This window comes from Paenibacillus rubinfantis, assembly GCF_001486505.1.
GTDB lineage: Bacteria > Bacillota > Bacilli > Paenibacillales > Paenibacillaceae > Fontibacillus > Fontibacillus rubinfantis.
Genome location: NZ_LN909066.1, coordinates 1,468,819 through 1,488,964, shown reverse-complemented (window position 1 = coordinate 1,488,964; position 20,146 = coordinate 1,468,819). Strand labels below are relative to the sequence as shown.

The window sequence follows — 20,146 nt, the reverse complement described above, 5'->3', positions numbered from 1 at the left end:
AAGAAGCCGCCGCCGGATTAACGGCGGCGTTTGCTGGATTTGCCTGATTTACTGGTTGAGGAGCGTTTGCCGCTGCGGTTGGTACCGGTACGGCTGCCGTTTTTCTTACGGGATGTCGATTTACGGCGGCGAGGCCGGTAATCCTCCTTTCGGCCGGTACGACCACCGCCGGATTTGCCTTTGCCGCCGGGCAGGAACGCGGTGAACAGCTTTGCCATTGGGGCGAATTGCTGCACGGTCTGCATCACCTTCTGCACTTGGCCCATCGTGGACAAGATGCCGTCGATCCCGCCCATGCGGTCGACGATACCTTTCAGGTCGCCTAAGCTGGGCAGCGATAATCCGCCGCCGGCTTTTGGCGTAGTTGTCGCCGGCGCCTGGGTTGGAGTCGGGGACGGGGGAGAATAAGGAACCAGCGAGGAAGCCTCCGCTTTGATTTCGTACGGATTCACCCCCGGATAGTAATGGGCGTACGGATGAAACGGGGGCACCGGACCTTGGCGTGAATCATAGTTTTGGGGCATGGGTATCACTTTCCTTTTCGGATATTTTGTCGGGCAGGCAGACGGGAAGTCCCGTTTCCTTCTTGTCCGCCCTTCCGAGACAAGACCTCGATTTGGATCTTACGCCGCCGGGAAACGAAGCGAGGAGTCGGCATGATTTTCCCTGGCTAGGCGTTTGTATTACTATACTGTATGTGCCCGCCCTGTCTGGCGTATGGACGAATGTCCCGGGTGTGGTGGGCGTTCGCGGAATTTGGGCGTTCTTTCTGTGATGCGTGAAACCGTTAATGCTTGAAAAGGAGTACGCCCCTCGGGTACAATGGGGTTGTGGTTATAGTAACGGTAGGGGATGATAATTCAGTGCAGCTGAAGAAATTAAACGACAAGACGATTGATCAATTATTCGAGGCCATTTTAACGTTAAAAGACATCGAGGAATGTTACGTATTTTTTGACGACTTGTGTACCGTAAACGAAATTCAGTCTTTGTCGCAACGGTTGGAAGTTGCCCGCATGTTGGGCAAAGGCAATACATACAACCAGATTGAAGCGGAAACCGGCGCCAGCACGGCGACCATTTCACGGGTGAAGCGCTGCCTGAATTACGGCAACGACGGCTACAAAATGGCGTTGGATCGTTTAGGGCGCTAAGCTGATGACAGAGAAAAACCAAGCTCAGTCGAAGATGCCGAACGAGGGACGGGGAGCTGCCGAAGCGGGGGGCCCGCGGAATCCCGGCGTGTTGGTGATTAGCCACGGTTCCCCGGACGAGCACTGGGTAGCCCTTGTGGAGGCGGCGGTGGCGGAAGCGGCAGGCGATTTGCCTGCCGGGCTTCCGCTGGCTTGTGCTTTTCTCGAAACCGTGGAGGGCCGCCTCATTCAGGACGGCATCGATCGACTGGAATCTCAGGGAGTGACGGACATGATCGTCATTCCCTTGTTCGTGTCCTCGGGCAGTACACATATTGACGAGATCGCGTATGCGCTCGGCGTAAAGGATACGCCGGAGATGGAAACCGACCTGGAACGTTTACGGGTTTCCGCTCGGGTGTTTTTTGGCGATCCGATCGATGACGGTCCGCTGGTCGCCCAGATGGTGTGGGACAAGGTGAGGGCGTTGTCGGTCCAGCCGGAGCGCGAAGTGCTGCTTCTCATTGGGCATGGCAGCAGGCACCCAGGCTTCTTGCAGCGATGGGAGCTTGGGATCGCTTCGCTGGCGGCGCAATGCGCGGAGCTCGCCGGGCTGGCGGGCGGGGCCGATTACGCGTTGCTGAACCCGGACAGCGTACATACGAAGGTGCAGTATTGGTCGGAGGAGCAGGGGATGGATGTGATCGTGGCGCCGCTTTTTTTGAGCGCAGGGTATTTCACGAAGGTGACGATCCCGTCGCGGCTCGAAGGGCTGGCTCATCGCTACTCCGGAGATGCGTTGCTGCCCCATCCTTTGATGGCTCGCTGGATGTCGCAGCAAATATTGAATATAATGGGATCATTGACATGTTGACAATTTGAGATCAGGTGGCGTTTGTAGAATGAAAAGAGCTAGGTTGATCTATAATCCAACCTCGGGAAGAGAAGAGATGCGGCGCCTGCTGCCGGACGTGCTGGAGCGTCTGGATCAGGGCGGTATCGAAACGTCGTGCCATGCGACGACCGGGGAAGGCGATGCGACGCGCGAAGCCGCCTTGGCGGTAGAGCGCGGGTATGACATCATCATCGCGGCCGGTGGTGACGGGACGCTAAATGAGGTCGTTAATGGGATGGCCGGGAAGAGCAATTTGCCGCCGCTTGGCGTGTTCCCGCTGGGTACAACAAACGATTTCGCCCGCGCCATGGGGATTTCCCGGCGTTGGGAGGATTATTGCGACCTGGTCATCGAGGACAAAACGAGGCCAATCGATATCGGCAAGGTGAACGGCCGGCATTTCATCAATATCGCCGGCGGCGGCTCGTTAACCGAGCTGACGTACGAGGTCCCCAGTCGGCTCAAGACGATGATCGGGCAGTTGGCCTACTACATGAAGGGGATCGAGAAAATGGCCAGCTTGTCGCCCACTACGCTGATCATCGACGCGGAAGGCCACGAGGTGATGGAGGGCGAGTTCATGCTGTTCCTGATCGCCAACAGCAACTCGGTAGGCGGCTTCGAGAAGCTGGCGCCGGACGCGCGGATCGACGACGGCCAGCTTGACGTGATCGCTGTCAAGAAATGCAACCTGGCGGAATTCATCCGCCTGGTGACGATGGCGTTGCGCGGCGACCATCTGGGCGACTCGCACGTCGTCCACTTCAAGACGCGGCGCATGGAAGTGACCTCGCCCGGCCGCGTGTTGCTGAATCTCGACGGCGAGCTGGGCGGCGAGTTGCCCGGCGTGTTCGAGATTTTGCCGCAGCATTTGCGGATTTTTGCTTGAATTCTCGATATCCGTCCGTGATTCATAGGCTTAGATAGTAATTTACAGGGTTGCCTGAGGCACATCATCAGGAAGCTGAGGTTGTGAGGTCCCCCGCCGGGTTGGCGGGGGATTTGATTTGGTTGGGGCGAGAGCCGTTAGTGCCTTAAGGCTGCTCTCCGTCCCCTGGCCGCAGGCAGCTATCTGTGCTTAAGGGACTCCTTGCCTTGGCACATACCTTTATGCCTCGCAGGATCTCAACGTTACTGCTACGCTTCTTTTTGGCGTGTCTTGATGAACGCTTAATGCTGCCATAATGGTATGGATGGTGTTTGGATGGCGTATAGCGGTCAGCGTTCGAAGTGGTGGCAATGCGAAATAATTGGAAATTCTACCGTTATTTTTGGAGTAACTGTGGGTTTGGTGTGGATTAGCTGGAAAAAGTACCGTTAATTCCGCAGGCTTTGCTGAAAACAGGGGAAATGGGCCAAATTAGCTGTACGATTTCCCGTTATTTTTGCGAAAATGACCCAAACGGGGTAAATTAGATGGAGGGTTTACCGTTAGTTGTTTGATGGGTGGGCTGAAACAGGTGTGTTAACGTCGAACGGATGGTCTTACCTTATGCAAGGATTTAGAGTACAGGATTAAAGTATATCGAGAGTTTTGAATTACAGTAGATCACGTGAACTGGATGAGATGATGCCAAGTTGGAGTAACCGGTTCAGTTGAACATAGAAGGAGTCCATGATGAAGAAGCAACGGAATAACCATCGTCGTCCGGAAGCGGGGCGGGTAGGCAGCCCTCGGGGACAAGGACAAAAAGCAGCTGGCGGCGGGAAAGGCAACCGCGGCGGACGAGGGGAAGCTTCCTCGGCGAATCTTCCACCGCGGGGACGTGCGGCCGTGACTGCGGAACGGCCTGTCAGCGCGCGGCCTGTTGGGCTGTCTCTTATACCCCTCTCGATGGGTTTAAGAGACAGTTCTTTCTGTTGTGCGGGTAAAGACCACGCCGTCGTCGTGCGGCCGACGCGGGGCATGGCCGAGCCTTGGCGTTACCGCAACAAGGCGCAGGTGCCCGTCGGCGTCACCGACGGCGCACTGGTCGGCGGCTTCTACGCCCGCGGCAGCCATCGCATCATCGACATGGAGACGTGCCTTATCCAGCACGAGAGCAACGATGATGTGATTAGCCGCGTCAAAGCGATCGGCCGCCGCCTTGGCATCACCGCTTACGATGAGGAGACAGGCCGAGGCCTGCTGCGTCACGTCGTCGTGAAGATCGGCTTCCGCACCGGCGAAGTGATGCTGGTGCTGGTTACGAACGGCGACCAAATCCCCCATGAAGACGAGTGGATCGCTGCGATCCGCGACGAGATCCCGTCCGTCGTCAGCATCTGCCAGAACGTCAATACGCGGCAGACGAATGTCATCTTCGGCGACGTGACTCGTGTCCTATGGGGGCGTGAAGTGATTTATGATTATATCGGAGACGTGAAGTTTGCGATCTCGGCGCGTTCTTTTTACCAAGTGAACCCGCTCCAGACAGAAATCCTCTACGGAAAAACCGTAGAATACGCCGGTCTGACCGGCCAAGAGACGGTTATCGACGCCTACTGTGGCATCGGCACCATCTCCCTGTTCCTGGCGCAGCATGCCAAACGGGTGTACGGCGTGGAGATCGTGAAGGAAGCGATTGAGGATGCTCGTGTTAACGCCGAACTGAATGGCATGAGCCATGTCACCTTTGAGGTTGGTGCCTCCGAAGAGGTCATCCCGGCCTGGAAAGAGCAAGGCATCGAAGCCGACGTCATCGTCGTCGACCCCCCGCGTAAAGGCTGTGACCCGCGCTTGTTAGACACCATCCTCGAGATGAAACCTGAGCGCGTCGTATATGTGTCCTGTAACCCCGCAACCCTGGCCCGAGATCTACGCATCCTTGAGGACGGCGGGTACCGGACGATCGAAGTCACGCCGGTGGATATGTTCCCGCATTCGGTTCACGTGGAAGTCGTTTGTTCCTTGATTTATAAGGGTTTTGAGTAGGTGGTTATGGGATTCGCGGACGAAACGGGGACGGAAGCTACTTCCGTCCCTGTTTTCGTAATAGGATTGTTTCAAATTAATTTGTCAACTGCTGACTGATCGGCTGATCTTAATGCATGACCGTAAACGTTCAGGATGACAGAACATGAAAAGGTAGTCTCCACCTTGCCATCGTTCTCCCATTTTATCACGTTCTTTCATTCTATGAAGATAGTACTCTCTTAGCTCTTCCAACATGGAGTTTGGAAGTGATACTTTCCGTTTTGAGTTTTTAGTGATAGATAACATCCATGACGACGTGGCAAAAGTTGAATTTTAAAGTTTCCTTTACATTTCATATCTCGTCCGATTTTCCTGATAAAATGGTTAAAGTGTCGACGCGTAGAAAGGAACAACTGCTAGAGTTACCGGCTTTGACGCTGGATTACGATGCACAGACCGTCAGCATGGGGAATAATAGTTATGTAAAGGGGACAATGGATTGAAAAAGCAATTTATAAAAAGATTAAGTTTGTTTTTGATAGGTATGTTGTTAATCAATAGTCTTGTCTCTGGAATGTCAAGTACGGTCAGTGCGAGTAGCGAAAATCTGCTGCAATACGGAGATTTTGAGCAATGGGATGGAAACCTGCCAACAGGATGGAATGGGAATACAAGCAATTTAAATACGAACGATATATCAAAGGTTGAGGGAAATGCTCAAAGTGGAAATGCTTCTGTTAGACTAACGAATTCATTAACTACTCCTAAAAGATTCAGCAGCAAACCAATAACTCTAGTAGGTGGAGCAAGGTACACTTTAACCTATTGGGTTAAAGGTAGCGGAGAGATTAGAAATGGGTATTATGCAGACGATTACTCTGTCTACTCTTCCTATACTACCGTGAACTCTGGTGACTGGAAAAAGATCGTATATACCTTTACATTAGGACTGGATAAAGAAGCTGTAGAATTGATTTTTGGGTTAAGAAATACTATGGGTACACATATCCAAATTGATAATGTAGTACTGGAACAAGAAGAATATGTCGCCAATATCGGCAGCCAAGGCTATTATACCTTGCAAGATGCGTTTAATGCGGTTGCCGACAACGACACGATTGAACTGTTGAATGACATCACCCTCACAAATCCTGTCACCATCTCAAGCATGAATAGTAAAAGCTTCACCCTTGAGTTAAACGGCAAAACGCTGAATAGCAATAACACCGCCATCAGGCACAACGGCAGCGGTACGCTGATGATCACCGACAACAGTAGCGGCCTCGGCAAGGTAACCAGTGCAACTACAGACTCCACCAGTGGTACGATTTATCTTGGCGGCATAGATGCTAATACAGTCCTTGAAATCCAAGGTGGGACGATGGAAAATACCGCTGGAGGCAATGCAATTTATAACGGTGCCTCCGGAAAGATCGTAATCTCTAGCGGTTCGCCTATTATCAAGGGTGGCAATATGGCGATGAACGCAGTACCGGATTTGACGGAATATGACCACGTAAAAATAATGGGGAGCAAGACTAGTGAGGACGGTACAGGGGCAAATGAAATTACCAGCGACGACATAGAAACGGGTATAAAGATTCAGGCTTACAAATACCTAGAGTTTAGTCCGGCAACCGCACCTGACGCGCCCACCGACATCACAGCTGCCCCTGGCGACGGACAGCTGACCGTGACATGGACAGCACCGACCGGGACCGGCGGAAGCCCCATCACCACCTATGAGATCTCTATCGATGGCGGTGGTAACTGGGAATCCACCGACAGCACGAATACCAACTATATCTATACCGGGTTGACCAACGGAACCAGCTACACGGTCAAGGTGCGGGCGGTTAACGCCATAGGCAAGGGGGCAGCCTCTACTGGCGTAACAGCCATTCCAGTGATTTATATGCTGCGTACATCTCCGGCCACAGATACACCAACAGTTGGAGAGGATAATGAGATTACGCTGGCGGTAGTGGACGGGGTTGGGAATGTAATTACGAATTTCGATGGGATTAGAACTGTTAGGATTACTGGCGTGGAGGCAGCACCAAATGGTTCATACGGTAGCTTTGCTGGCACGACGATCACGAGCCCATCACAGGAGATTAACGTAAGCTTCATCGCGGGTCTGGCTGAGCCGATTTTAGTGCTGAACAAGGCTGACGAGCAGGAAATTAACTTTAAAATTGCAGGGATAGCGGATACATCGACGAACACGATCACAATTACACCAAGTGCAGGGGCTTTGTCGGCGATGGAGTTGACGCAAGATATTACGGCACCTACGGTGAATGGTGGCATGTTTGCACAACAGCCGAAAGTCATCCTGCTTGATGTTTATGGGAATCAACGAATAGGGGATAACAGCACGGAAATTACCGTATCGAAGAAGGATACAGGTGCTTGGACGCTGACGGGCACGACTACTGTCACCGCAAGTGCAGGTGTAGCGACATTCAGTAATCTGGGTGCAACGAATGTAGCGCAGGTAACGGGCGCACAATTGGCATTCCAGGCTAATACATTGACGGAAATCACGAGTAGTGCGGTAACATTACCCTGGTCTTCACTAGCTGCACCAAGCATTACATCTGTAGTAGCTGGTGATGGACATGTGGCTATTGGCTGGAATGGCGTTTATGGAACCGTCACTTACGCAGTGTACCAGCGTGAGGCTCATGGCAGTTACGGGGCAGCAATCGCAACCGTAGATGCATCCGTACTTGAGTATGATGCACTCGGATTGACCAATGGTACAACCTACTATTTCATGGTCAAGGCGATTAATCCATCAGGAGTCAGCGATCCATCAAATGAAGTCAACGCAACGCCGCAAGTACCAGCACCGGGAGTTCCGAACCTGTTGACTGCTGTGGCTGGCAATAGCAATGTTACGCTTACCTGGACCCCAGTGAATGGTTCAACAGGCTATAATATCTATCAACGGTTGAGTTCCGACTCCTATAAAACAGAAGTAGCAACAGTGACCGGTTCTGTATATAGCTATCAGGTAACGGGCTTAACAAACGGTACAATGTATTATTTTGCCGTTCAGTCAGTAAATCCGGGAGGCGAAAGCGACCTCTCCAATGAGGTGAGCACAACGCCGATGACGGTTCCTTCTGCCCCGACACAGGTGCGGGCTGTGGGCGGCGATGGACTAGCCACAATAACCTTCAATGCGCCTGACGATCAGGGCGGGAGTACCATTATGGGATACGAAGTGACGGTATTGCCGGATCACCGAACAGTAACAGGAGGCTCAAGTCCGATTACGATAACTGAATTAACCAATGGCAGAACTTACACATTCGTAGTTCGGGCTATTAATAGCGTGGGAAGTGGTAGTGATTCTGTGGAATCCAATGAAGTAAGACCGCAGTCCCCGCCAAGTGATAATCATGATGTGGCACCACAAGTGCCGAGTATTCCTGCTCGCTCAACACCGGAAGTGGATGTACTCATTAACGGCAGGTCAGAGAACGCTGGAATAGCAACAACCTCTGTGGAGAATGGTCGTACGATCATGACGGTCACGCTTGATCCGAAGAAGCTTGGAGCTCGCCTTCAAGCGGAAGGCAGTCATTCTTTCATTACGATTCCGATTCATGCGCCGTCTAATGTGAAGATCGTACTGAATGGCCAGATGGTTAAGGATATGGAAGCGAAGCAGGATACGATTGAGATTCGAACAGATAAGGCGACCTATACGCTCCCTGCATTGCAAATTCATATTGATACGGTCTCTGAACAGATCGGTCGAGACCTAGAATTGGAACAAATTGAAATTGAAATTGATATATCCGAACCTACAGAGGAACAATGGAAGGTCGTGGAGAATGCGGTTAATGAGGGAGAGTATACACTCGTTGTACCTCCACTCAATTTCTCAGTCAGGGGCCGTTACGGTGATGTGACCGTTGATGTTTCCAAATTTAATACTTATGTAAAGAGAACGATTGCTATTCCAGACGGTGTTGACCCAAATAAGATCACAACAGGCGTTGTGATCGATCCGGATGGAACGGTTCGACATGTACCAACCGCAATCGAGCTAATAGACGGCAAGTATTATGCAACGATTAATAGTTTGACAAACAGCACGTACGCGGTCATCTCCAATCCAGTGGCATTCAAGGATGTAGCTGGCCATTGGGCAGAGAAAGCTGTGAACGATATGGGATCACGTTTGGTGATTAGCGGAATCGGTGATGGTCTTTACAATCCGGATCATGCGATTACCCGTGCAGAGTTTGCGGCGATTATGGTGCGGGCGCTGGGATTTCATGCAAATAGAGGGACAACGCCATTCTCAGACGTTCGTTCATCGGATTGGTATAGTGGTGCAGTGGTAACCGCTTTTGATTACAAACTGATCAGTGGATATGAAGATGACTCCTTCCGTCCACAGCAGCAAATTACACGCGAGCAAGCGATGGTTATGATTGCAAGAGCGATGGAAGTGACAGGGCTTAAGGCCCTACTTCCTGCTCAGGAATCGTACAAGATCTTGCAGGCTTATGACGACGCAGATCAAGTGTCAGAGTGGGCGAGGAACAGTGTTGCCGCTGTGTTGCAGGCAGGAATTCTCACAGGAAGAGGAAATTCACAGCTTGCTCCGCAAGCATTCATCACACGAGCAGAAGTAGCAGTGATCATCCAGAGACTTCTACAGCGGTCGGAGTTAATCTAACCTATTACATCAGCTATTTTCCTTGAAGCGCCTTTGTCTCATGGGCGGCATGTATTAGTTTGGAACGGAAATAACGAATGAGATGTTAATGTGGTATTGCCCTCTCTTAATCGAGAGGGCTTTTTTATTCGTGCTGCGATACCAAGCGGGGGTGGCTTACATCAAACGAGTTGATAGGAGATGTAAAATAAGGTGATACACTTCTAGCCAGCAACAATCAGTTAATTAGAAACGATACGATTATTATTACAGCTCCGTTATATGGTATGATGGAGTTGTTGTTGCGGGGAACGAAGATGATGGAGATTGGTGGGATAGTATGCCCAAAGGAAAACCAGCGATTATAGAAAATGAAAAGCAGTGAAGAGAAGTATGGAATGCCCTTTGAAGAAGTTTGGGATTCAAATGGGGCGTAGTGAAGCTAGACTTCAAACAATTAAAGCAAAGAGAGTTGACTACGGTCAATTGATATATTAGAAATCGTTGCGAATACTGCACATCTGATTTTGTCATTATTACTTATTCCGCACATGTCGATTCAGTGTCAAGGTTATACCGGCAAGAATAGATTCATAGAGTCAGCATAAATTCAAATTAGGGGTGGGTATTCTGAGAAAGCAAAAACCAATGTCAATGGACGAACTACTGAAGGATTTACAAGGTCAAAGAACGATGGAGGAAGATCCAAGTCATATTTCATTAAGCCGTTTGTTTCATGAGTCGTTTATGAGAAAACATTCGAGTCATAATAGCTTTGAAGCGTTTTTAGAAAAGGGCAATTTCCAAGCGGAGACCCATGAAGACATCAGCAAGATTAATGAGGAACTCCTCAATCGACATGTTGTTAGGGAGACCGACTTTGCAAGTTGGAGCTCCATGCTGGACACTGCGACCAAAGAGTATTCGGAAAAATAATAGAAGTGCACTCGTAAACCTCTACCGTTGCGGTGGAGGTTTTTTGCATGCGATCCTGTGCTGAAAATCGAATAAAGCCGTGATAGAATAGGGAAGAAATGAGTGGATAACTGGAAAAAACCAGATCTATCAAATCTTTATTCTCTTTTCTATCATTGATATAGGCGAGCATTTGTGGTTTGTTTAAGGAGAGAATTAAAAAATGGAAAAGGAAGTATTTAAAATAAATGAAATCCCAGCTATGATCTGGGGCAAAAAGTCTGAGAAGGTTTTTATCCATGTGCATGGGAAAATGAGCAGGAAGGAATATGCTGAGAACTTTGCTAGACTTGCCGAAGAGGCAGGGTATCAGACTCTCAGCTTTGATTTGCCACAGCATGGAGAAAGGACTGATAGCGAGTATCGCTGTGATGTTTGGAATGGAAAACGTGATTTAAATTTAATTGCAGATTATGCATATGGGCATTGGAAGAGCGTCTCTTTATTTGCATGTAGCTTGGGGGCATATTTTTCTCTTCAAACTTATACTGACAGACCATTTGAAAAGACAATGTTTCAGTCGCCAATCGTGGATATGAGATGGCTGGTAGAGCATATGATGTTATGGTCTGAGGTGAACGAGGAAATGCTAAAGGTTCAAAAGGAAATTGAGACTTCAATTGACGTGTTGAGGTGGGATTATTACTGCTATATCAAGGAGCATCCGATTCGTAAATGGCATAAGAATACTGCCATTTTGTATGGTGACTTGGATGACCTTCAGGATAAGAGCTGCATTACAGAGTTTGCTGAAAAATTTGGAGCAAACCTGACCATCTCTGAAGGTAGTAAGCATCCGTTTATGGAGGAAAGGGATTTCTCGATTGTAGAAAAGTGGATGAAAGAGTCCTTAGGTGATAGAAAGTAGAACAGAAGCCGAATAAGAGATATGATATGATTTTGCCGGCGACGATAAGAAAAAAGAAGGACACTGCAGAAGAGATAAGAATCGCTCATGTTAGAGACGAATTGAGACGGGTAATTATGAGCAAGTTGGAGTAAAAAATAAACAAGATCCGCCATGCCTAATGCAAGGGGGATCTTGTTTTTTCATGCCTTTACGTTCATCCCATCTTACGCCCCATGTCGATTCGGGTTGGACATCCGTTCCATCATCAACGCTACCCTGCGTCTGCTGAATACTCGAAGCAACTGCGCCGAAATGTAATTGGTGCGTCCTTCGATCGTATAGTTACGTCCGTTATCGATTCCTTGAAAACCCGCTTGGACCACCTTTTCCGGAGTCGAGAGCTTTCGGCCACCGGACATCTGCTTGCTTCCGAGGACGTCGAAGAATCCCGTATCCGTTGCCCCCGGACACAGGGCCAGTACACGCACGCCGCGCTTATACGTTTCTGCCCAAAGCGCTTCGGTGAAAGATAATACGAAGGCTTTGGTCGCCCCATAAACGGCCGAATAAGGGGTAGGCATAAACGCAGCCATCGAGGCGACGTTAACGATAACTCCATCCCCACGCTTTAACATCTCGGGCAGAAAACGATGCGTAAGATCTACTAACGCAGCCGTATTCAGCATAATTTCTTCCTGCTCACGCTGGGGGTCGGCTTCCTCGAAACGGCCGTAAGTGGCAAAACCGGCGTTGTTAATCAGGACGTCAACCGATAACCCCAGCTCGGCAATTTGTTCTTCCAGTTGACGTGGGGCATCCGCTTGGGACAAATCGCAAGCGAGCGCGTAAGCCTGGATGCCGTACTGTCGGTGGATTTCCTTGGCCAGGGCATCCAGTTTATTTTTGGAGCGGGCGACCAACACGACATGAGACCCTTTTGCCGCCAGCTTTCTAGCATAAACTTCCCCAATTCCGGACGATGCCCCGGTGACGATTGCTACTTTGTTTTTATAATCATATTTGTTCAAGAAGCCAACCTCCCTTATAACAGCTCTTCTCTGTCGTAAATCATGTTTATCATACCGTCGCAGAAGGGAGGTAACCACAGCATGTTTATACTATTAATGCGACTAACAGGCAGGTGGCTCTTGGCGGTAAACAGTAAATTCGTTTATTTTCATAGTGGCTTCATTAACTGTTGAATATATCGATGAGGCATGAGGACATGATGACATGCATTCCAAGGAGAAATGAGCTTCTCAAAAAAATGTAGTTTTAAAAAATTAAAAAAACGTTGATGTCTCCATATGAATAGGATAAAATGGAAACATTAAGGATTTATTAATTTTAGAAAGGCACAAATTTTTATGCGAAGATTAGGGGATATGGTTAAGTTTGTGAGTGGTTCACCACAATTCAGGATTAAAGAATCATCTGAGGATGCAGCGCCGCTTTACACATTTTATGGCCAACCCGATCTTGAAGCGGATTTGGTTGGCATGGATACCAATGAGAGTGACGGCAAACAAGTGCGAACTTTTGATAAGGTCAATACGCTATGCCAAGGTGATGTTGTTTTCAGTTTAATATCGGGAAAATCTACGATCGTTGGTGTGAAGCATCAGGGGTATTTATACACACAAAATTACGTCAAGCTAGTGGCAGGTAATAAGGTAGATCCCAAATATCTTGTTTTCTTGCTTAATGAAGATCAGTCCATTAAGAAACAGTTTCAGATGGGACTGCAGGGTACTCAAGTTTTAAAATACACGCTGAAGCAAGTAAAAGAACTAGAGTTGCCGAATTTGCCAACCATAGACAAACAACGGTTGATTGGAGAACTTTATTTCAATCAATTACGGCTCGCTAGATTAAGAAAAGGAGTGGCAAATTCAGAGACCGCGATAATGCTGCAAAAGCTAAGGGAGGCGAGTTATTCATGACAGAGAATCAATTTGAAAAGGAATTAATTCAATACCTTACGAGTGGTGCCATTACAAAACAAGAGCATTTTGAAGGAATAGGCGATGTTGTTGCTAAGGAATCAAACGTTGATTATGTCGTGAAAACCAAGCTGTGGAAGTATGAACCACATATAAAAAAAACAGAACAACTCTGGGATAATTTTAAAGCGATTCTGGAACAACACAACCAAAACACACTTGAGCGTCCTTTAAGTGTTGTGGAATTCAACCAGGTTAAGAAGATCATCTCTGATCTAAAAACGCCTTACGAAGCGGGGCAGTTCTTGTATGGTTTAAATGGCGTGTCACAAATTGAGATTGACTTAGACGATGGACGTCATGTGTTTCTTACTGTTTTTGATCAAAAACAAATCGGGGCTGGGGATACTGTGTATCAAGTGGTCAATCAAATTGAACGTCCAGCCGTGATCACAGGGAAACAAACTAGATATTTTGACACAACTCTTCTGATAAACGGGCTGCCGATTATTCAAATTGAAGAAAAACGTGATACCCGCAATGTCGATGAGGCCCTCAAGCAAATGCGGCAATATGCTGACGAAAATCAATACCGCGATATTTTCTCGACGTTGCAAATACTGGTGGCCATTACACCAAACAACGTGAAGTATATGGCAAACACGACAGCGGATAAGTTTAATCTGGATTTCGCTTTTAATTGGCAGCGCAAGAGTGACAATACAATCGTGCGTAACTGGAAGGAATTTGCGGATTCCATGCTTTCTATTCCCATGGCGCACCAAATGGCCACCAACTACATGATTCTGGATGGAACCAAGAATAAACAGACGTTAAAAGTGATGCGCCCGTATCAAGTGTATGCAACACAAAATGTGATCGAGGGCTTGAAACGCGCTGATTTTGAATTGGGAATGAACAAAATTGGGTATATCTGGCATACGACGGGATCAGGTAAAACGATTACCAGTTTCAAGACAGCTTGGCTCGCAAGTCGTATGCCTAAAGTAGATAAGGTTGTCTTTGTGGTGGACCGAATTGCCTTAACCAAGCAAACCAATGAAAATTATAGAGCCTATGATCCGGATGCTACAGAAGATACATTTGGCAGTGTTCAAAATACAGATAACACAACGGATTTGAGCCGTAAGCTGAAAAGTAAAGATAACAGCATCATTGTGACTTCCGTTCAAAAACTGGATACGTTGGTGAAACGGAAATCTTTTAAAGCTCCAGACAAAAATATCGTATTTATTGTAGATGAAGCCCATCGTTCAACCGGAGGGGACTCCTTTAAGAATATCCAGAAAGCCTTTAAGAAATCGGCCTGGGTTGGATATACCGGAACACCGATGTTTGACGAAACCACTACGGGGCTTCGAACAGAAGATATTTTTGGTCCCCTCCTACACGCGTATACCATTCGTGAAGCTATTGCTGATCGTAATGTTTTAGGCTTTAAAGTTGATTTTGAGACGACCATCGATGAAAAACAAATGAAAGAAAAATATCTTCCCGCGTTTTACCGTGAACGTTATCCGAAATGGACGGAAGAACAAATTCAACAGAAGATCAACAATCTCTCTCAGGAAGATATGGATGATGCGGTGGAGCCTAGTTTTTATGATGAGAATCTGGATCATGTCAAACTAGTCGTGGAAGATATTTTTAAACATTGGCGCAATCGCTCTAATGGAGGCAAGTACAATGCTTTATTAACAACTCACGTGGGCGGCGGAAAGGCAAGCACACCTATGGCGATGATGTACTTTTATGAGTTTCAACGTGTCAATGAAGAGAACAAGAAGAACGGCGGACAGACTTTAAAAGTTGCTGTAACGTTCAGCCAAAATACATCAAATAATGATAGTATGCTCGCCACAAATCGAGGTTTGTACGATGCCATTCAGGCATATAATGCTGAATTTGGCACATCGTTTGGCATGGATGATGTTTCCGGCTACACGCAGGAAGTAACATCACGTTTAAACAAATCTGCTGCAGATGGTAAGTTCCTTGACTTGGTGATCGTGGTAGACCAATTATTAACGGGATTTGATGCACCCGAACTGAACACGCTTTATGTAGATAGAACCTTGAAAGGTGCCGGACTAATCCAGGCCTATTCGAGAACGAACCGAATCGCAGATATGCAAGAGAAACCTTGGGGGCGTGTGGTAAATTATCGTTGGCCTGCGCAAAATGAAAAGCTGATGAATAAAGCGCTTGCCATTTATGCGAATAAAGACTCAGCGATTTTATCTGAAGATGAACAACGCGAGTCTAATGAGAAAGACGGAATCATAGCGAAACCATTTGAAGATGTGTTTAACGAAGTGAAGGAAGTAGTTAACAAATTGAGCAGCTTGACGTCGGAATTTCAACAGTTGCCTCCATCTGAGAAGAAGAAGGACGAAATGCTCGATTTGCTTCGTGAGTACAACAGGGGTATGGCCAAATTAAAGCAATATGATCCTGAAGAAGTTGATGGTGAGAAGGTTGGATTTAACTATGATAATCCTGATGCGTTAATTGAGAGATTAGGGATGACTTCTGAACAAGAAGTGATGTTGACCACCGTCTTAACGAATGAGCTCAAGTCGCATATTGCTAAAGAGAAGAAAATCCCTCTTTATCAAATCGAACTGCGGATGACCCATGTCAAAGATGTAAAAGTAGACTATGATTATCTTACTGAACTTGTAGAACAATTATTGAATCAAGTTCACGAAGGTAAGAAAGAAGAAGCCAAAGCGACGCAGGAGAAAATTACCCAATTTGCCAATGGATTGGATGATCGCAACTATGCAACGAAGATTATCAATGCGGCTGACGCGATTATCAAAGGTCACTTCCCTCCTGCGGGTTCGGATTTTAAATATCCTGCGAAGCTGGATGATAGTGAACAGATCATCCAGCAGGCGAACAATATTAGCTTGGATCGAATGTTCCTTGATTTCCGTGTGAAGTGGGGGATCACCGAGATTATTTCCAGTGCGGGGATGCGTGAGTTGTTCAGCCGCCATCGATACGGTTTGCAAGATTTGGATGATACCGGCCAAATCCGTGACATTATTGCACAAGCAAGCACGAATTATATGACACTTGCTCATGATGAACTAGTGCAGTCCTTACCTAAAATGAAATATCGAAATGGTTTACGTGACGCGATTTATGAATTAGCAGATAAATTGGTGGAAAGTTAGAACGTTTCATAATGCTTGAGCCAAGAATGCAATAATAACATTGTAGTAGAAATAGGGACATACAAGGAGAGCAGAAATGAACGAAAATAAAGAAAATGTACCGAAATTAAGGTTTCCGGGGTTTACGGATGGTTGGGAAAAGCGTAAGTTTGAATCGATGTTCGACCGGATACCGAACAACACTCTTTCAAGGGCCGATTTGAACTATGACGGTGGAAAAATAAAAAGTATCCATTACGGCGATATTCTCGTCAAATACGGAGCAGTTACGGATTGCGGCAAAGATGAAATTCCGTTCATAACAGGAGCCGAGGTTTCCAATCATCAGAGCCAACTTCTTCATAATGGCGATGTGCTGATTGCTGATGCCGCTGAGGATGAAACTGTTGGCAAAGCTACTGAAATAGCAGGAATTACTGGCATTCCTGTGGTATCAGGATTACATACTATAGCTTGCAGGCCGAAGGTGAAAATGCAGCCCAATTATCTTGGATACTATATGAACTCACCATCATATCATCAACAATTATTACCGCTCATGCAGGGAATCAAAGTTCTCTCGATAAGCTGGTCGAATCTTGCCAAAACAACAATTTGCTATCCGACTTCGGCCCATGAACAATCGAAAATTGGAAATGCATTTGCCGACCTCGACAGCCTCATCACCCTTCATCAGCGTAAGTTAAATAACGTGAAAAACTTGAAGGCGGGGTTACTACAAAAAATGTTTCCGAAAGCGGGGGAGGATTTTCCTGAAGTCCGCTTCCCTGGATTCACTGACGCTTGGGAACAGCGTGAATTATCGCAACTTGTTGATGTAAGAAGCGGTCGAGATTATAAGCACCTTGCTGATGGTGATATTCCTGTTTATGGAACAGGTGGATATATGCTGAGTGTAAGTGAAGCATTATCGTATAACGAAGATGCAATTGGTATTGGGAGAAAAGGAACCATAGACAAGCCATATATCTTAAACGCACCGTTTTGGACGGTAGATACGTTATTTTATGCCGTTCCGAAAAATAAAAATGACTTGGACTTCATTTTCAACATTTTCCAAAAAGTAAACTGGAAGCAAAAAGATGAGTCTACTGGTGTGCCGAGTTTATCAAAAGTCGCTATAAATAGTGTTCAAGTGATTGTGCCGGATTATAAAGAGCAAAAAGCAATCGGGGAATTTTTCGCCCAGTTCGACCACCTCATCACCCTTCATCAGCGTAAGTTGAAACACTTGCAAGAACAGAAGAAAGCACTGTTACAACAAATGTTTGTTTGACAGGAGGCTAAGTATGGTTTTAGAAAACAAGTTAGGGATAACCGATTCTTTAGAGCTGGCTCGTGTTGAGGAGAAAGTCACCAAGAAAAAGGCCCTTGAAATGTTTGAATCGGGTTTATTAGATACATTTGAAGTGGGAACGTTTAAGGCGTTATCCGAAATTCACAAGGGTCTGTTCGGAGAAATTTATGACTTTGCCGGAAAAGTGCGCGATGTAAATATTGCAAAGGGTGGTTTTCGTTTCGCGCCCGTTATATACCTTGAAGCTGCACTTGATAAAATCACAAAGATGCCGCAAGCATCCTTTGATGAAATTATCGATAAATATGTTGAGATGAATGTGGCTCATCCCTTCAGAGAAGGTAATGGCAGGAGCATGAGAATATGGCTTGACCTCATTTTAAAAAAGGAATTGAAGCAGGTTGTCGATTGGAGCAAAGTAGGTAAAGATGATTATCTGCTTGCCATGGAAAGAAGTCCTGTGAAGGACGTTGAAATCAAGGTTCTTCTTAAAGCAGCATTAACCGAGATGATCAATGACCGTGAAGTTTATATGAAGGGTATTGACGCAAGTTATCATTATGAGGGTTACAACGTTTATAAGACGGAAGATCTCAACAATGTGCAGTGAATTTGAGATCTATATCAGGGAGGACAAACAACATGAGTAATAATCTTCAAACCATAACAACCAAACTGTGGGCGATGGCGAACGAGCTTCGTGGAAACATGGACGCTGCAGAGTACAAGAACTACATTTTAGCCTTTATGTTCTATCGTTATCTGTCTGAGCATCAAGAACAGTATTTGGTTGAAAGTAATGTTCTTGATGTTGCTGAAGGCCAGTCGATCAATCAAGCCTATCTAGAGCAAGCGAAGGGTGATGATCTGAATGACTACTTAGAAGATATTTCTTCAAGCCTAGGTTATGCCATTGCTCCGCTTGATACTTGGGAATCTTTAGTTGAGAAAATTGATAACAGCATGGTGATTCCAAGCGATTATCAAACCATTTTTGATAACTTCAATAAGAACGCTGAATTAAACAAAGAAGCGGTAAAGGATTTCCGCGGCGTATTTAACGATATCAATCTTGGAGACTCTCGTCTTGGTTCATCGACAAATGAACGGGCGAAGTCGCTTAACCGGATTGTAAAGCTTGTGGATGGGATTGAGTATAAAGGGGAAGATGGCCAAGATATCCTTGGTGCGATCTATGAATATCTAATCGGTCAGTTTGCTGCAAGTGCAGGTAAGAAAGGGGGGGAGTTCTACACCCCTCACGAAGTTTCTAAAATTTTGGCTAAGATCGTAACGGATGGCGTAGAAGAATCGGATAATACGTTTTCGGTGTATGACCCGACTTGTGGATCTGGCTCATTACTATTAACTGTTCAAGGAGAATTGCCTGGTGGATATAAGCCAGGGGCAATTAAATTCTTTGGTCAAGAAAAGAATACGACAACCTACAACTTGGCTCGCATGAACCTAATGATGCATGGCGTTTCTTTTAACAATATGACACTCTCTAATGCGGATACGCTGGAAAGAGATTGGCCTGATGGCCCGGATGAAAAAGGGATTGATCACCCGCGTTCGTTTGATGCCGTAGTAGCAAATCCTCCTTATTCCGCTCATTGGGACAACAACGAAACGAAACTGAAAGATCCACGATTTAGCGAATATGGGAAACTTGCGCCTAAAACCAAGGCGGATTACGCATTCATTTTACACAGCTTGTATCATTTGAAGGATACGGGGACTATGGCGATTGTATTGCCGCATGGTGTTTTGTTCCGTGGTGCAGCAGAAGGAGTGATTCGCCAAACCATCATTGAGAAAAACTACCTGGATACCGTTATAGGGTTGCCTGCTAACTTGTTTTACGGCGTAAGTATTCCCACAACAATCCTGGTATTCAAGAAAAATCGTAAATCAAAGGATATTTTGTTTATCGATGCAAGCAACGAATTTGAAAAAGGTAAGAATCAAAACAAACTTACCGAAAACAATATCAATAAAATTATTGAAACGTACAGAAATCGTGTGGATGTTGATAAATATGCTCATGTAGCTTCACTCGAAGAAATCAAGGAAAACGAGTTTAACTTAAATATCCCTCGCTATGTGAATACGTCTCAGGAAGAAGAAGCCATTGACCTGGATGAAGTGATTAAGCAATTAGAGCAGGACAAACAAGAAATTGCTGACCTTGAGGCTAAGATCAATGAACAATTGAGAATTTTGGGGGTTCATGTGTAAGATTTGACATAGAAGGGTCGAGAACT

General features: G+C 46.5%; 14 protein-coding genes. 12 read left to right on the top strand and 2 right to left on the bottom strand.

The window, feature by feature from the left end:
• Positions 1–17: 17 nt before the first annotated feature.
• Complete coding sequence (locus tag BN3277_RS24245; RefSeq protein ID WP_059047102.1) at positions 18–524, bottom strand: hypothetical protein; 507 nt, start codon at positions 522–524, stop codon at positions 18–20.
• A gap of 339 nt (positions 525–863) precedes the next feature.
• Between BN3277_RS24245 and BN3277_RS24240 the strand changes: the two genes are divergently transcribed.
• The 7 genes from BN3277_RS24240 to BN3277_RS24205 all read left to right on the top strand — a co-directional run bounded on the left by BN3277_RS24240 (position 864) and on the right by BN3277_RS24205 (position 11,451).
• Complete coding sequence (locus tag BN3277_RS24240; RefSeq protein WP_059047100.1) at positions 864–1,154, top strand: YerC/YecD family TrpR-related protein; 291 nt, start codon at positions 864–866, stop codon at positions 1,152–1,154.
• A gap of 34 nt (positions 1,155–1,188) precedes the next feature.
• The gene (locus BN3277_RS24235; RefSeq protein ID WP_059047493.1) at positions 1,189–2,007 is read left to right on the top strand and encodes a sirohydrochlorin chelatase; all 819 of its coding nucleotides are present in this window, start codon (positions 1,189–1,191) and stop codon (positions 2,005–2,007) included.
• Positions 2,008–2,035: 28 nt separating this feature from the next.
• Positions 2,036–2,917, top strand: coding sequence for a diacylglycerol kinase (locus tag BN3277_RS24230; protein WP_059047098.1), 882 nt, complete (start codon positions 2,036–2,038; stop codon positions 2,915–2,917).
• Positions 2,918–3,643: 726 nt separating this feature from the next.
• Positions 3,644–4,942, top strand: coding sequence for a 23S rRNA (uracil(1939)-C(5))-methyltransferase RlmD (rlmD, locus tag BN3277_RS24225; RefSeq protein WP_232436507.1), 1,299 nt, complete (start codon positions 3,644–3,646; stop codon positions 4,940–4,942).
• A gap of 481 nt (positions 4,943–5,423) precedes the next feature.
• Positions 5,424–9,629 carry a fibronectin type III domain-containing protein gene (locus BN3277_RS24215; protein WP_059047093.1) on the top strand — a complete coding sequence of 1,402 codons (4,206 nt, stop codon included), beginning with the start codon at positions 5,424–5,426 and terminating at the stop codon, positions 9,627–9,629.
• A 627-nt stretch (positions 9,630–10,256) separates the two neighbouring features.
• Complete coding sequence (locus BN3277_RS24210; protein ID WP_059047092.1) at positions 10,257–10,544, top strand: hypothetical protein; 288 nt, start codon at positions 10,257–10,259, stop codon at positions 10,542–10,544.
• A gap of 202 nt (positions 10,545–10,746) precedes the next feature.
• The gene (locus tag BN3277_RS24205; protein ID WP_059047090.1) at positions 10,747–11,451 is read left to right on the top strand and encodes an alpha/beta hydrolase; all 705 of its coding nucleotides are present in this window, start codon (positions 10,747–10,749) and stop codon (positions 11,449–11,451) included.
• Between the two features lie 206 nt (positions 11,452–11,657).
• Here the strand turns inward: BN3277_RS24205 and BN3277_RS24200 are convergent, their stop codons facing one another.
• On the bottom strand, positions 11,658–12,461 hold the full coding sequence (locus tag BN3277_RS24200; protein ID WP_059047088.1) for an SDR family NAD(P)-dependent oxidoreductase: 804 nt from the start codon (positions 12,459–12,461) through the stop codon (positions 11,658–11,660).
• A 357-nt stretch (positions 12,462–12,818) separates the two neighbouring features.
• Between BN3277_RS24200 and BN3277_RS24195 the strand changes: the two genes are divergently transcribed.
• The 5 genes from BN3277_RS24195 (at position 12,819) to BN3277_RS24175 (ending at position 20,120) form a co-directional block, all read left to right on the top strand.
• Positions 12,819–13,376: a restriction endonuclease subunit S domain-containing protein gene (locus BN3277_RS24195; RefSeq protein WP_232436506.1), complete on the top strand. Its 558-nt coding sequence runs from the start codon at positions 12,819–12,821 to the stop codon at positions 13,374–13,376.
• Positions 13,373–16,582, top strand: a complete 3,210-nt coding sequence (locus BN3277_RS24190; protein ID WP_059047084.1) for a type I restriction endonuclease subunit R — start codon at positions 13,373–13,375, stop codon at positions 16,580–16,582. The genes BN3277_RS24195 and BN3277_RS24190 overlap by 4 nt, the downstream gene beginning before the upstream one ends.
• A 76-nt stretch (positions 16,583–16,658) precedes the next feature.
• Positions 16,659–17,858, top strand: a complete 1,200-nt coding sequence (locus BN3277_RS24185; RefSeq protein WP_059047082.1) for a restriction endonuclease subunit S — start codon at positions 16,659–16,661, stop codon at positions 17,856–17,858.
• Positions 17,859–17,871: 13 nt separating this feature from the next.
• Positions 17,872–18,489: a protein adenylyltransferase Fic gene (gene fic, locus BN3277_RS24180; protein ID WP_059047079.1), complete on the top strand. Its 618-nt coding sequence runs from the start codon at positions 17,872–17,874 to the stop codon at positions 18,487–18,489.
• 32 nt (positions 18,490–18,521) lie between these two features.
• Positions 18,522–20,120 (top strand): type I restriction-modification system subunit M, encoded by a 1,599-nt coding sequence (locus BN3277_RS24175; RefSeq protein ID WP_059047077.1) that lies wholly within the window; start codon positions 18,522–18,524, stop codon positions 20,118–20,120.
• Positions 20,121–20,146 lie beyond the last annotated feature (26 nt).

What these genes read in the sequence shown, in the direction of transcription:
- BN3277_RS24245 (WP_059047102.1), bottom strand. Translation starts at nt 524, where the DNA reads ATGCCCCAAAACTATGATTCACGCCAAGGTCCGGTGCCCCCGTTTCAT.
- BN3277_RS24235 (WP_059047493.1), top strand. Translation starts at nt 1,189, where the DNA reads ATGCCGAACGAGGGACGGGGAGCTGCCGAAGCGGGGGGCCCGCGGAAT.
- BN3277_RS24230 (WP_059047098.1), top strand. Translation starts at nt 2,036, where the DNA reads ATGAAAAGAGCTAGGTTGATCTATAATCCAACCTCGGGAAGAGAAGAG.
- rlmD (WP_232436507.1), top strand. Translation starts at nt 3,644, where the DNA reads ATGATGAAGAAGCAACGGAATAACCATCGTCGTCCGGAAGCGGGGCGG.
- BN3277_RS24210 (WP_059047092.1), top strand. Translation starts at nt 10,257, where the DNA reads ATGTCAATGGACGAACTACTGAAGGATTTACAAGGTCAAAGAACGATG.
- BN3277_RS24205 (WP_059047090.1), top strand. Translation starts at nt 10,747, where the DNA reads ATGGAAAAGGAAGTATTTAAAATAAATGAAATCCCAGCTATGATCTGG.
- BN3277_RS24195 (WP_232436506.1), top strand. Translation starts at nt 12,819, where the DNA reads ATGGTTAAGTTTGTGAGTGGTTCACCACAATTCAGGATTAAAGAATCA.
- BN3277_RS24190 (WP_059047084.1), top strand. Translation starts at nt 13,373, where the DNA reads ATGACAGAGAATCAATTTGAAAAGGAATTAATTCAATACCTTACGAGT.
- BN3277_RS24185 (WP_059047082.1), top strand. Translation starts at nt 16,659, where the DNA reads ATGAACGAAAATAAAGAAAATGTACCGAAATTAAGGTTTCCGGGGTTT.
- fic (WP_059047079.1), top strand. Translation starts at nt 17,872, where the DNA reads ATGGTTTTAGAAAACAAGTTAGGGATAACCGATTCTTTAGAGCTGGCT.
- BN3277_RS24175 (WP_059047077.1), top strand. Translation starts at nt 18,522, where the DNA reads ATGAGTAATAATCTTCAAACCATAACAACCAAACTGTGGGCGATGGCG.